The 13,502-nt window shown below is 66.9% G+C and carries 12 protein-coding genes; 5 read left to right on the top strand and 7 right to left on the bottom strand.

The window, feature by feature from the left end; all coding sequences use genetic code 11:
- Window positions 1-289: 289 nt before the first annotated feature.
- A complete protein-coding gene (locus PWP93_RS01050) occupies window positions 290-940 on the top strand; it encodes a TetR family transcriptional regulator (protein ID WP_421043147.1) in 651 nt (216 codons plus the stop codon).
- An 87-nt stretch (window positions 941-1,027) separates the two neighbouring features.
- On the opposite strand, the gene PWP93_RS01045 is transcribed toward PWP93_RS01050, so the two are convergent.
- Window positions 1,028-1,663 carry a cysteine hydrolase family protein gene (locus tag PWP93_RS01045; protein WP_421043146.1) on the bottom strand — a complete coding sequence of 212 codons (636 nt, stop codon included), beginning with the start codon at window positions 1,661-1,663 and terminating at the stop codon, window positions 1,028-1,030.
- A 225-nt stretch (window positions 1,664-1,888) separates the two neighbouring features.
- Between PWP93_RS01045 and PWP93_RS01040 the strand changes: the two genes are divergently transcribed.
- Window positions 1,889-2,938 (top strand): helix-turn-helix domain-containing protein, encoded by a 1,050-nt coding sequence (locus PWP93_RS01040; protein ID WP_421043145.1) that lies wholly within the window; start codon window positions 1,889-1,891, stop codon window positions 2,936-2,938.
- A gap of 33 nt (window positions 2,939-2,971) precedes the next feature.
- On the opposite strand, the gene PWP93_RS01035 is transcribed toward PWP93_RS01040, so the two are convergent.
- The 6 genes from PWP93_RS01035 to PWP93_RS01010 all read right to left on the bottom strand — a co-directional run bounded on the left by PWP93_RS01035 (window position 2,972) and on the right by PWP93_RS01010 (window position 8,839).
- Window positions 2,972-3,700: a CoxG family protein gene (locus PWP93_RS01035; protein ID WP_421024671.1), complete on the bottom strand. Its 729-nt coding sequence runs from the start codon at window positions 3,698-3,700 to the stop codon at window positions 2,972-2,974.
- Between the two features lie 96 nt (window positions 3,701-3,796).
- Window positions 3,797-4,162 (bottom strand): DUF427 domain-containing protein, encoded by a 366-nt coding sequence (locus PWP93_RS01030; RefSeq protein WP_421043144.1) that lies wholly within the window; start codon window positions 4,160-4,162, stop codon window positions 3,797-3,799.
- A 221-nt stretch (window positions 4,163-4,383) separates the two neighbouring features.
- A complete protein-coding gene (locus tag PWP93_RS01025; protein ID WP_421044974.1) occupies window positions 4,384-4,830 on the bottom strand; it encodes a carboxypeptidase regulatory-like domain-containing protein in 447 nt (148 codons plus the stop codon).
- A 384-nt stretch (window positions 4,831-5,214) separates the two neighbouring features.
- A complete protein-coding gene (locus PWP93_RS01020) occupies window positions 5,215-6,708 on the bottom strand; it encodes a DegQ family serine endoprotease (protein ID WP_421043143.1) in 1,494 nt (497 codons plus the stop codon).
- Between the two features lie 138 nt (window positions 6,709-6,846).
- On the bottom strand, window positions 6,847-8,148 hold the full coding sequence (locus tag PWP93_RS01015; protein WP_421043142.1) for an ATP-binding protein: 1,302 nt from the start codon (window positions 8,146-8,148) through the stop codon (window positions 6,847-6,849).
- A 28-nt stretch (window positions 8,149-8,176) separates the two neighbouring features.
- Window positions 8,177-8,839 carry a response regulator gene (locus PWP93_RS01010; RefSeq protein WP_421043141.1) on the bottom strand — a complete coding sequence of 221 codons (663 nt, stop codon included), beginning with the start codon at window positions 8,837-8,839 and terminating at the stop codon, window positions 8,177-8,179.
- Window positions 8,840-9,100: 261 nt separating this feature from the next.
- Between PWP93_RS01010 and dacB the strand changes: the two genes are divergently transcribed.
- From dacB to PWP93_RS00995, 3 genes are all read left to right on the top strand, one after another.
- The gene (gene dacB, locus PWP93_RS01005; RefSeq protein ID WP_421043140.1) at window positions 9,101-10,798 is read left to right on the top strand and encodes a D-alanyl-D-alanine carboxypeptidase/D-alanyl-D-alanine endopeptidase; all 1,698 of its coding nucleotides are present in this window, start codon (window positions 9,101-9,103) and stop codon (window positions 10,796-10,798) included.
- A gap of 280 nt (window positions 10,799-11,078) precedes the next feature.
- The gene (locus PWP93_RS01000; RefSeq protein ID WP_421043139.1) at window positions 11,079-12,014 is read left to right on the top strand and encodes a sterol desaturase family protein; all 936 of its coding nucleotides are present in this window, start codon (window positions 11,079-11,081) and stop codon (window positions 12,012-12,014) included.
- A 78-nt stretch (window positions 12,015-12,092) separates the two neighbouring features.
- On the top strand, window positions 12,093-13,481 hold the full coding sequence (locus PWP93_RS00995; protein ID WP_421044973.1) for an acylhydrolase: 1,389 nt from the start codon (window positions 12,093-12,095) through the stop codon (window positions 13,479-13,481).
- The last annotated feature ends 21 nt before the right edge of the window (window positions 13,482-13,502 follow it).

Genomic DNA, 13,502 nt, shown 5'->3' with positions numbered 1-13,502 from the left:
CGAGCGACTTCGTTTTGGCGCACAACGTAAGCAAACGGCGCGCACTGGGGTTTCTACGACTAGTGGCCAGTGACGGATATTAACCGGACATCAATTCTTGAGGCATCCAGGTGGTGGGGTGGTATTATAGATACATTCGCGAATGAATGTATAAGAACAAATCGTTCCGATTCCGAGGCTGCACAAGAGCGTTCGGCACACGACGTGTGTATTACAAATTAATACATTGCTGATCCGACTCTTATATGCTTTCTTTCCCCGATAACCCACATATTGAGCAGTAACCTCCATGGTCCGACGCACGAAAGAGGAAGCGCTGGAGACGCGCAACCGCATTCTCGATGCCGCAGAGCACGTCTTTTTCGAAAAAGGCGTATCGCGCAGTTCGCTCGCCGACATCGCCCAGGCCGCCGGCGTCACGCGCGGGGCGATCTACTGGCATTTCGAGAACAAGGGCGACCTCTTTACCGCCATGTTCGACCGCGTGGTGCTGCCGCTCGACGAGATGAAGGCGGCCACGGTCGACCCGGACGAGCCCAACCCGCTCGGGCGCATCAAGGACCTGTGCGTGCTGTGCCTGCGCGACACCGCCACCGACGCGAAGCGCCGGCGCGTGTTCGAGATCCTGTTTCTGAAGTGCGAGTTCGTGGAGGAAATGGGCCCGGTCATGGCGCGCCATCAGGGCAATATGCGCGAGGGCCTCGTGCGCATCGAGGAAGGCTTGCGCAACGCGATGTCCAAGGGGCAGTTGCCCGCCGATCTCGACGCCCCGCGCGCGACGCGCGTGCTGCACTCGTTCATCACCGGCGCGCTGCGCGACATGGCGATCCTGCCCGATATGTTCGACGTGGCGCACAACGCGGAGCGGCACGTCGAGGCCATGCTCGACGCGCTGCGCTACAGCCCGGCGCTGCGCATCGCTCCGGCGGCGAAGGAATAGCGGCCCGCCCGGGTGCGGCGGCCCGCGAGGACGCTCTGCCTCCGCCTGCCGGGATCAGTCCGGCATCAATCCGGCATCACTGCCATATCAAGCCGCCACCTGGCTGGCCCGCGCGCGCTGATTCGAGGCGTAAATGTTGTCGCGCTCCAGCGGCACGCCCGTTTCGAGCGCGGCAATCCAGGCATCGGTGCTCGCGACCGCCGCGAAGCGCGAGTGCATCACGACCTTGAACACGCGATGGATCTCCTCGGCACTCGCCGCGCCCGCCGCGTTTTCGTAGGGCACCGAGCCCGAGGCGTCCTCGAGGAACTCGACCGCGAGGCCCGCATGCGTCGCATCGAACACCGTGGACGCGTCGCAGTTGTGCGTCATGTAGCCGGCAACGGCCAGCGTGTCGATGTGGTGCGCGGCGAGCCATGCGGCGAGATCGGTGCCCGCGAAGGCGCTCGGCAACGCCTTTTCCACGTAATGATCGCGCTGGCGCGAAGCCACCACGGGGTGCAGCTCGGCGCCGACGCTGCCGCGCGCGAACAGCGGCGACCCGACGGGCGCGAAGTTCTGCACCACCACGACCGGCACGCCAGCGGCGCGTGCGGCGTCGATCGCGCGGCCCACGTTGGCGAGCGACGTCTGCACGTCCGGGTATTCGATCGGCAGGTCGCCGGTGATGTATTCGTTTTGCACGTCGATGATGATCAGCGCACGGCGGGGAGTTGCGGACATGGCGATACCTCCTTCTTCGATATGAGCCTGGCGAGAAAACCGGGGGAAATCCGGGTGGAAACTCGATGGAATCCGCGGCCGGCCAGGCAACCCGGCTGCGATGGAGGCATTCTCGGGTGGCGCATCGGACGCGCACAGTGGCCCAAATGACAACTTTCGATAGAATTGGGCCAAACGTGGGCGAATGATACGTGCTCACTCCCCCACCCGACTCGCAAGCGATCGATGCCCACCGCTCCCCGTACCCCGACGCCGGCCACCGCACCCACCGCACCCACCGCGACAGCGTCAACGACAACCCCAACGCCCGCAGCAGCGCCGGCCGCGCGCCGCATTACCGTGCTCGCGTTCGATCGCATCATCCCGTTTCATCTCTCGGTGCCGTGCATCGTGTTTGGCGAACCGCGCCCCGAAGGCGGCGTGCCGCCGTTCGAGCTGATCGTCTGCGCCGCGGAACCGGGGCCGCTCGCGACGACGGCCGGCTTTACGATCGGCGCGTCCTGCGGCCTCGAAGCGCTCGAACACGCCGACGTGGTCGTCGTGCCAAGCTGGCGCGATGCCGAAGAAGTGCCGCCCGGCGCGCTGTGCGAAGCGCTGCGCGCGGCGCACGCACGCGGCGCGGTGCTCGTGGGCCTGTGTTTCGGCGCCTTCGTGCTCGCGCACGCGGGCTTGCTCGACGGCCGCCCGGCCACCACGCACTGGGCCGCCGCGGACGCCTTCGCGCGCCAGTTCCCGCAAGTGCGCTTCGATCCCGATGTCCTCTATGTCGACGACGGCGACATCCTCACTTCGGCGGGTACGGCAGCGGGTCTCGACTGCTGCCTGCATCTGCTGCGGCGCCTCGCCGGCACGCAGTCGGCCAACTACGTGGCGCGGCGGTTAGTGGTGCCGCCGCATCGCCAGGGCAGCCAGGCGCAGTACGTGCAGCAACCCGTGGCGGCGCGCGGGCGCGGCGACCGGCTCTCGAGCCTGCTCGACTGGATCCGCGCTCATCTCGACACGCCGCATACGCTCGACTCGCTTGCGCAGCGCGCGCTCATGAGCCGCCGCACCTTCACCCGCCAATTCCGCCTGACGACAGGCGCCACCGTGAGCGCGTGGCTGCTCGGCGAGCGGCTCGCCCGCGCGCAGCAACTGCTCGAAACCACCGACCAGCCGATCGACGCCATCGCGCAGGGCGCGGGCTTTGGTTCGGCCGCGTCGCTGCGCCAGCATTTCGTGGAGGCATTCAGGACCTCGCCGTCGGCATGGCGACGGGAGTTCCGGGGGACGTGAAAGAATGTGAGGGTGATGTGAAGCCGCGCGGCCTCAGCCTTCCGCAAGACGCCGCGCGACGTAAAACAGCAGCGCGACGAAAAAGATCATCGCGGCCCAAACCCAGTTCGGCATCACGTGCGGCGCAGGCTCGTGATGAAGCGTGCCCGCGGCGCGGCCCGAGAGCGTGCCGCCCGCTTGCGGGAGCAGATGCGCACGCCGCGCGACCGCCGCGAGATTGATGGGCCGCAAAAACACATGCTGACGCCGGGGCGCCTCGCCACGCGCGCGGTTCGGCGCCCGTCCATGCTTGGCCGCAACCACGGCGCAAAATTCGGTGAAGAACTCGTCGGCGAGTTCGTGCAGCGCGTTTTCGATCTGACGCGGCGGCAGTTCGCCCAGCGGCCCGGTCAGCGTGGCCCACACCGAATAGTCGATGCGCGTGCTCGCGCCCTTGCCCATCGCGGCCGGTTCCTCCTCGCGCAGTGCGACGTCGATCTGGCCGCGCAGCGAACCGATGCCGTCGGCGCGCGCGCGAAAGCTCAGCACCCGGCGCGGCGTGAGCGGCACCGTCGCAACGTCGCTGGCGATGTGAGCGCGCACTTCGTAACGCGCGCGCAGCGGTCCGAGTGGCACGGTCAGCGTGATCGCATACTCGCCGGGGCCGAGCCGCCTGAACGACTCGCAATGCTCCAGACTCGCCCGCACGAGCGCGACCTCCTGCAGCGCCTGCCAGACGGCAGACGGCTCGAGCGGAATCCTCAACGCATCGTTCAGTTCCATGGCGGCTCCCCGGTGGCGGTTCGAGAAGTTCCTTCAGGTCGTTCGGCGGGTGAGAGCATCAATCGGCGATCAATAGTCGAGCGCTCGGGCGCTTTCTCAGGAGGTCTGATCGATGCGGTCCACGCGCCCGGCGTGAAACGCCAGATAGGTCTTGATGCCGCGCACCGCCTCGAGTGGCGTCTCGTAGCTCCATGCGGCGTCCTCGACGCAGCCATCCTCGGTGCGCAGGTGGTAAAAGGACGCCTCGCCCTTGTGCGGGCAGGCTTCGGTGCGTGTGGAGCGTTCGAGCCGCGCCATGTTCACGTCGGCGCGCGGGAAGTAAAAGACGTCCGGATTGCCGGTCTCGACGAGCGTGAGCGCCGCGAGCGTATCGGCAATCGTGATGCCGCCGTGGATCACGCGCACGCGGTGACGGTTCACGACGATGTCGATGCGATGGCCGGTATCCGGTTCGACCGTCATGGTCTGCTCCCTGAGCGATGGGCGCCGCCGCGCTTTCGCGCGGCGCCTCACCCGGCACGGCGTGCCGGTTCTATCGTCAACTTGCCGGCCCAGCCACGCCGGGGCGAAAAGGTCCGGTCGCGCGGCAGCGGTGCCAGGAAATTCACGGCAAGTCCATGGTTTTCATTATCCGCGAAACTCCGGGGGCTTGCGCGAATTCGGCTGCCGCGCGCCGCCAGGGCTTACCAGATGAACGATGCGCGGGCGCTGCCATTCGAGCCCACCGTCACGGCACTGGTCTTGTCGATGCCGTTGTGGCTCGCGTGCACGGTATAGCGCCCCGGGCGCACGCGCACGAGCATGTACGGCCCGCGCGCAGTCGCATCGAGCACGCTCGCGCCGCGGGCGTCGACGATCTGCACGCGCACGTCGGCAAGGAATTCGGCGCTGCGGTCGGTGAAGCGCAAGGAAAGCGGCCACTGCGACCGAGCCGCTTGCAGCGCCTTCGATTCGTCGAGGCCGACACCGCCCGACACGAACTCCACGCTGCCTTGCTGCTGCACTTGCGGCATGCCGCCGCCGTTGGTGTTGCCGGCGCTCGACATATCGGTGCTCGAACCGCCCACTGCGCCGTTCGCGGGATTCATGCCGTTCACTGTACCGTGGGCGCCGCCTTGCTGGGCTGGCATCGGCTGCATCGGCGCTTGCTGCGCCGGCATTTGCTGCATTGGTGCTTGCTGCGCCGGCATTTGCTGCATTGGTGCTTGCTGCGCCGGCATTTGCTGCGCCGGCGCGTTCTCTTGCGGCATCGGCACCTGCTGCACCGGCGCACTGCCTTGCTGCGCTGCCGCGACGCCCGCGAAACCGAGTGTCAGGGTCGCCGCAATCGCAACGGTCGAAAGAACTGGACGCGCTTGATGGAACCTCTTCATCGTGAATGCTCCTTACAAATTGCCTCGGTATCGAACCGGCGCAAAATGCATGCCCAACTGTGAGGCATGAACAACACGCTGAAAAGAAAACTGCCGCCGGGGCGCGAAGCCCACGGCGGCAGTGAAAAAATAGGGTCCCGCTCAGCCGAGATCGACCGGCACGAAGATCTGCGCGTCGTCGCGCTGAATCAGGAGTGCGATGCTGTTACCCGCTTGCGCGATCATCTGCTTGAGCTGGTCGGGGCTCGTCACCGCGCGGCCGTTCACCGCGAGAATCACGTCGCCGGGCTGGATGCCGGCGTTTTCCGCGGCGCCGGACGCCTGCTCGACCAGCAAGCCGTGATCGATCGAGCCATTGCCCTTCTCTTGCGGCGAGAGCGGGCGCACCGCAACACCGAGGCGCCCCTGCATCTGCGACTTAGGCGTGTCGTTCGAGGCGAGCTTGCTGTCGGTGAGCGCGCCGATGGTCGCCGTGAAGTCCTTGGTCGACTTGTCGCGCCAAACGTGAATGTCGGCCTTCGTGCCCGGCTTCATGCCCGCGATCAGCGAAGGCAGGTCGACCGAATCGCCCACCGCCTGGCCGTTCACGGCAAGAATCACATCGCCGGGCTTCAGGCCCGCCTTCGCGGCCGGACCGCTTGCGTCCACCGAACTCACCAGCGCGCCGCGCGGCTTGTCCATGCCGAACGAGTCGGCGAGCGTCTGGTTCATCGACTGCACGGCCACGCCGAGGCGGCCGCGGCTCACATGACCGGTCTTGACGAGTTCGTCCTTGACCTTCATGGCCTCATTGATCGGGATTGCGAACGAAAGGCCCTGGAAGCCGCCCGTCTGCGAATAGATCATCGAGTTGATGCCGATGACTTCGCCCTGCAGATTGAACAGCGGGCCGCCCGAGTTGCCGGGGTTCACCGGCACGTCGGTCTGGATGAACGGCGTGTAGTTCTCGTCGGGCAGCGAGCGCGACTTCGCGCTGATGATGCCCGAGGTCACGGTGTTGTCGAAGCCATACGGCGAGCCGATCGCCACCACCCACTGGCCGACCTTGCTCTGGCGCGGGTCGCCGATCTTCACGGTGGGCAGATCCTTCGCGTCGATCTTGAGCACGGCGACGTCGGACTGCTTGTCCGCGCCCACGACCTTGGCCTTGAATTCGCGCTTGTCGGTGAGCTTCACGGTCACGACGTTCGCGCCGTCCACAACATGCGCGTTCGTGAGAATGTAGCCGTCCGGGCTGATGACGAAGCCCGAGCCGAGACTCGAGCTAGGCGTGTCGGGCTGCATGCCGCCGCCGTCGCCGCCCATGCCGGGCACGCCGCCGTAGAAGTGCTTGAAGAACTGGTAGAACGGATCGCCCGGATCGATCGGCAGTTGCTGCGCCCCGCCGCGCATGGAGGCCTGCTTCACCACATGCTTCGCACTGATGTTGACGACGGCCGGGCCGTAGGTCTCCACGAGGCCCGAGAAGTCCGGAATGCCGGTCTTGGCAGCGGCCTCGGCGGGCATCATCGCGGCCTGCGCCGGGGTGATCACCTGCGGCGGCGGCACGTCGCGGCGCCCGGCCACATAGCCCGCCGACAACGCGACTGCAACGGCCATGGCCACGGCACTGCGGGTAAAGACTTTGGTATTCATAGCGGACTCCTTGCGCGGGATACTGTCACGACGTAACGAAGATTAAGCGCTATCGCTTAAAGGAGTCTTAAGCGGGGAACTTCGCCGCAAACGCCCGTGCACCGGGCGATTGCTGGATTTCCGAAATGACTCGCGATCTCAAAACCGCACGTCCACCCGCAACCCGCCCGCCGGCGAATCACCGAGCGTGATGGTGGCCTCGTGCTGGTCGGCAATGCGGCGCACGATCGCAAGACCGAGCCCCGTGCCCGATACGTCCGTTGGCGCGCGGCTCGCGCTCGCACCCACGCGATAAAAGCGATCGAACACGCGCGAGCGTTCGTCGACGGGAATGCCTGGCCCGCTGTCGTCGATGCGCACGAGCGGATGGCCATCGTCCACGATCAGGCTCACGTCCACGCGGCCACCCGCGGGCGTGTATTTCGTCGCGTTGTCGAGCAGGTTGTTGAACATCACGCGCAAGGCGTCGGCATCGCCATGCACATGCGCGTCGACGCTCTCCTCGATGCCGAGATCCACGCCGCGCTGCTGCGCGAGCGGCGCATAGTTGAGCACGCAATCATCAAGCAGTGCATGCAGGTCGACGCTTTGCTCACGCGCGTGGCCGTCGGGCTCCGAGCGCGCGAGCGCAAGCAGTTGCTCGGCAAGACGCGTGGCGCGCGTCACGCCCGCTTGCAGATCGACGAGCGCTTCGCGGCGCGTTTCATCATCCCTTGCGCGCGCAACGAGTTGCGCCTGAATCTGCACCGCCGCGAGCGGCGTGCGCAGTTCGTGCGCAGCATCTGCCACGAAGGCCTTTTGTGTATCGAGCGCCTGGGCAAGGCGTTCGAGCAGCGCGTTGAGCGCATGCACGAGCGGCATCACTTCACGCGGCAGGCGCTGCTCGGGCAGCGGCTCGAGCGCCTCGGGGTGGCGCGTATCGAGCGCGAGCGCCACGCGCGAAAGCGGCTTGAGTCCGCGCCCCACCACCTGCCACACGGCGAGCCCGAGGAACGGCAGCAGGACGATCAGCGGCCAGAGCGTGCGCAGCGCGACGTTTGCGGCGAGCCGGTTGCGCACCGTCATTGGCTGGGCGAGCTGCACGACGTTGTCGCCGACGATCGCGCCATAGACGCGCCAGTCGCCGCGGTCGGTGCGCTCGGTCGAAAAGCCGAGCTCCGCGCGCGGCGCGAGCGGCGCGCGCGGATGCGAGTAGTACATCAGCTCGCCGTTGCGGTTCCAGATCTGCAGAACGATGCCCTCGGTGCCGGTGTCGCGCGAGCTTAGAATCTCGTTGAACGGCTCGGAAGGCAGCGCAGCGGCAATCTCCTGCAACTGGTAATCGAACAGCTCGTTGGCTTCGGCGAGCGCCTGGCGGTAGATCAGCCAGCCCGCGAGGCCCACGCCCGCGACCACGATCGCGAGCAGCCAGAACAGCAGTTGTCGTCGGATCGAACTCATTCGGAACTCATCAAGCGGGCGCTCGTCCTCACGCGTCTTTCGCGATCATGTAGCCGAGGCCGCGCACGTTGCGGATCAGGTCGGCGCCGAGCTTCTTGCGCAGCGCGTGGATGTAGACCTCGACCGTGTTGCTGCCGATCTCCTCGCCCCAGCCGTACATCTTCTCTTCGAGCTGGGTCTTGGAGAGCACCGCGCCGGGACGCGCGAGCAGTGCCTCCAGCAACGCGAACTCGCGCGCCGAGAGCGCGACGGGCGCGCCGTTCTGAGTCACCTGGTGCGAGGCGGGATCGAGCGTGATCGAGCCGTGGCGGATCGTGGACTCGCTGCGGCCCGACTGGCGGCGGATCAGCGCGCGCATGCGCGCGCCCAGTTCGTCGAGATCGAAGGGCTTGATGAGGTAGTCGTCGGCGCCGGCATCGAGACCTTTCACGCGGTCGGCGATGGCGTCGCGCGCGGTGAGGATCAGCACCGGCAGCGCCACGCCGCGCGCGCGCAAGGTGCGCAGCACGTCGAGGCCATCGCGCTTGGGCAGCCCGAGATCGAGCAGGATCAGATCGTAGGAGTCGGCGCTCGCGACCGAGAGCGCGGCCTCGCCGTCCTCGACCCAGTCGACCGCGAAGCCTTCGCCGCGCAGCGCCTTGCGCACGCCCTCGGCGATCATGCGGTCATCTTCGACTAGCAGTATGCGCATCGTAATGAATTGGCAAGGCGGCGCTCGCGGCACCGCGCTTGAAGCTCGAAGTGAATGAAGATGGCTGCATTCTAGCGCCTCGCCCCGCACCACCCGCGAGAACGACGCGCGTGCATGGGTGGTCCAGCCCTGCGCCCGCGCGACCTTTTCCCACATTTCTCGCCGGCGATGCGCGCACGCCACGCGAGGTCTTTACAATGTGCGCTTTTGCGGCGCGCGGCGCCGCGATGCGAACGCCCCCTTTCTCGTCCAACGCTCTTCATGCCGCCCGTTTTGCTGCCCATCTCGCTGTCCCGTCTACGTACCCGGTTCTGCCCGAACACCCCTCGTTCGCTTGCACGTCAATTTACTCGCCCCCTCGCGCTCGTCCTCGCCTGCGCGGCGCTCGCCACCTCCTTTGCCGGCACGCCGGCCCTGGCGCAAGGCCAGGGCGAACCGCTGCCCGCCCAGCACCAGGGTGGGCGCGTGCCCGCCGTCAACGTCAGCACCGTCCTGCCGCCGGGCGTGATGGCAGGGCTCGAGCGCGCACACGTACCGCTTTCGTCGGTGAGCGTGGTGATCGAGAAAGTGGGCGACCGACAGCCGAGCGTGGCCGTCAACGCGGGCCAGCCGATGATGCCCGCCTCGACGATGAAGCTCGTCACCACCTGGAGCGGCCTCTCGATGCTCGGGCCCGACTACCGCTGGAAGACCAGCGCCTACACCGACGGCGAGGTGGACGCGAGCGGCACGCTGCACGGCAATCTCTATATCAAGGGCACAGGCGACCCGAAGCTCGTTCCCGAAGAGCTGATCGATCTGGTGCAGAAGATTCGCGCGACCGGCATCGTGCGCATCGAAGGCGCGCTCGTGCTCGACAAGAGCGAATTCGACGTGTCTACGCGCGACCTGCCCTCGTTCGACGGCGACGACAGCGCACCGTACAACGTCGGCCCCGATCCGCTGATGTACGCGTTCAAGGCGGTCTCGTTCACGTTCGCACCATCGCACGACGGCGTGTCGGTCAACGTGGTGCCGCCCGTCGCGCAATGGCAGATCGACAACCAGATCCGCGAGCGCGGCGGCAAATGCGGCGGCCTGCTGCCGAGCCCGCAGGTCACGCCGGGCGCGAACGGCGTGGTCACGGCGAGCTTCGCGGGCAACTACGCGACGCGCTGCGGCGAGCGCACGCTCAACATGGCCGCGCCCGTCGATCACAGCACCTTCTTCGCCGACGGCTTCCTCGCGCTCTGGCAGCAGGCCGGCGGCAGCTTCGAGGGGACGACGCGCGAAGGCGTCGTGCCGCCGCGCTCGCGTCCGATCGCCGTGCATCAAAGCCCGCCGCTCTCGGACGTCGTGCACGACATCAACAAGTTCAGCAATAACGTGATGGCACGCAATCTGTTCCTCACGCTCGGCGCGGTCGCCGGCAAGCCGCCCGCGACCACGGCGAAGGCCGCAGCCGCCGTCACGGCGTTCCTGCGCAAGAGCGGCCTGAACATGCCCGATCTCGTGCTCGACAACGGCTGCGGCCTCTCGCGCGAAGAGCACATCAGCGCACTCTCGCTCGCGAATCTGCTGCAAGCCGCCAATGCGAGCCCGGTGGCGCAGCCGTTCATCGACTCGCTGCCGATCGCGGGCGTGGACGGCACCATGCGCAATCGCCTGAACAACGCGGGCGTCGACGGCAACGCGCACATCAAGACCGGCACGCTGCGCGACGTGCGCGCGATCGCGGGCTACGTGGCCGCCCAGAACGGCGAGACCTGGATCGTCGTGAGCCTCATCAACGATCCACGCGCCGAAGCCGCGCGCGCCGCGCACGACGCGCTGCTCGAATGGGTCTATCAGGGCATGCCGGAGGAGAAGCCAGTGTATGTCGATCCGCATCCGAAGCGTGCGTCGAAGGCCAAAGCCAGGCACGCCACGAAAGCGGAAAAGACCACCAGGGTCGTGAAGCGGACGCGCGGCGCGCATTGATCGTCCGGGCGCGCCAGCCGGTCCTGGCGCGCCCGCTTCCCGCACAAATTCGATGCGCGAATCCGCGCCTGCGCATCCCTCCTTCTCTCTCCCCCATCCCCCTCACGCCTGGCGCTCCGCTCGAAGCTTTCCTCTAGCAAAGCCCCGCGCGCCGTGCGCGTCGGGCGTGTACTCTGACGGGCACAGTCGATTGGCGCGTCGGAATATGCCTATCGAGACAAACACAACAACGCGGCGCTGACTCGCCAGCGCCGCTCAAGGGACAAGGAGAACGGGATTCGTGCAGTTCGACGCTGAATGGCTGCTGCTCGCCCTCGCGCCCGTCTTTCTCGCCTGCATCGGCTGGGAGGCGTGGCACCTCGCCCGCACGCGCCCCGACGCCGCGCTCTATAGCTGGCCCGACACGCTCTGCAACGCCGCGCTCGCGCTCATGCATCAGGGCGCCGACAAGCTCGCCTGGCTCGTCGCCATTCCCGTCTACGCCTACGTCTACCAGCATTGGCGCATCGTCTCGTGGCAGCCCGGCATTGGCGCGTGGCTCGCGCTGTTCGTCGCGCAGGATCTGCTCTATTACGTGTTCCACCGCGCGAGCCATCGCGTGCGATGGCTATGGGCCGCGCACGTCGTCCATCACTCGTCGGAGCGGCTCAACTTCTCCACCGCGTTCCGCCAGAGCCTCATGTATCCGGTCGCGGGCATGTGGGTCTTCTGGATCCCGCTCGCCGTGATCGGCTTCCCGCCGATGCAGATCGTCGGCATCGTGCTCGTCAATCTCGCGTTCCAGTTCTTCGTGCATACGCAAACCGTCGGCAAGCTCGGCTGGCTCGAGTACGTGTTCAACACGCCGTCGATGCACCGCATCCATCACGCGCGCAATGCGCAGTACATCGATCGTAATTACGCAGGCGTGCTTGCGATCTGGGATCGCCTGTTCGGCAGCTACGTCGAGGAAGAGGCGCACACGCCGCCCATCTACGGCATCGTCAAGCCGCTCGACACCTACAACCCGCTTAAGGCGAGCTTTCACGAATGGCTGGCGATGGCGCGCGACTGCTCGCGCATGCCCGACTGGCGCTCGCGGCTGGCCGCGCTGTTCGCGCCGCCCGACTGGTGCGAGCGCCGCGACGCCGCGCACGCGGCAACCGGCCTGGCTGCGATACGCACATACGTGTCGGAAAACAACACCGAGGGTGACATCGGATCGCGCAAGACCTGACAGATTGCGTAGTCTGACGATTAAAAGCTGGCAGCAGGCAATGGCAACACACGCCACAACAGAGGAGATGAAGTGAATATGAAGCAACAAGGACCGAGACACCGTACGCTCGTGCGCGCCACCCAGATCGCTGTCGCGAGCGCGGCTTTCGCGCTCCTCGCCGCATGCGGCGGCGGCAGCAGCAGCGACTCGAGCACGCCGCCACCGCCGCCGCCGTCCGGCGTGAGCATGCAGGTCGTGGCATTCGGCACGAGCCTCACCGACGCTGGCACGTATTCGCCGCAAATCACGCCGGGCTTCGGCGGCGGCCGCTTCACGACCAATCCGGGCGAAGTCTGGGCCCAGAAGGTGTCCGAGTACTTCGGCAGTCCGATGACGCCGGCCTTCGAAGGCGGCTTCGGCCTGCCGCTGACGGCCTCGGGCGGCTTCGACTATGCGCAGGGCGGCGCAATGGTCTCCACCGGCGGCGTGGCCAACACCAGCGCCCCGATTCCCACCGCGAGCCAGCAGCCCGTGACCTGGCAGGTCGGCCAGTACCTGGCACAGCACGGCAGCTTCAATGCGAACCAGCTCGTGCTCGTCGAAGGCGGCGCAAACGAAATCCTGGCGCTGCTAGACAACAATGGCGCAGGGCTCGCAGCGTTCGGCAAGGCCCTCGCGGCCACGCCGTTCTCGACGCTCGTGAACGATCCCGCCACGCAGGCCAAGACGGTCCAGTCGCTGGTCGCGCAGGGCTTCACGCAGACTCAAGCCCAGGCGCTGGTGCCGGCCGCCATCGCGCTGCAGATCATCACGACGGATCCGAACGCCGCCACCGACTTCGCATCGGTTCTGCCGATCGTCACGGCGGCCACGACGCTGGCCACCATCGTCAACACGCAGATCGCGGGCGCGCCCAAGGTCGCGGTCGTGACGGTGCCCGACGTCGGCAAGACGCCGGCTGCGATAACGGCCGATGCGGCCGTCGGCGCGACGCCGGGCTCGGCGAACGCGCCCGACCAGGCGCTCTCGCTCATCTCCGCCGTCTACAACCTCGCGCTGCTGAAGGGGCTCCAGCCGTCGATCGCCGCCAAGAAGGTCCTGCCAATCGACACGTTCTCGTGGATCGACCAGTCGATCCAGAATGCGGCGAGCCTCGGCTTCACCGTGACGAACACGGGGACGGGCTGCAACATCACGCAGATGGCGGCCAGCGCCACCAAGTACGCACTGGCCAATCCGCAGGCGACGCTCGGCTTGAACCCGGCGACGACGCCGCAGTCGGTCATCGACGCCGCCGCGCAGCAATACGGCCAGGCTTTCGGCGACTCGCTGTTCTGCTCGCCGCAGACCTACACGACCCCGAACGCGCCCACGACCTACATGTTCGCGGATCTCGTGCACCCGACCACTTCGCTGCACGCCCAGTTCGCCACCTTCGTGGAAACGCAGCTGGCTGCCGCCGGCATCGGCAAGGCACCGCAGTAACAGAGCACGCGCAGGCCACCC

The sequence above is a fragment of the Paraburkholderia sp. A1RI-2L genome (assembly GCF_048957375.1).
Classification (GTDB): domain Bacteria; phylum Pseudomonadota; class Gammaproteobacteria; order Burkholderiales; family Burkholderiaceae; genus Paraburkholderia.
This window is presented reverse-complemented; position numbering and strand designations above follow the sequence as displayed.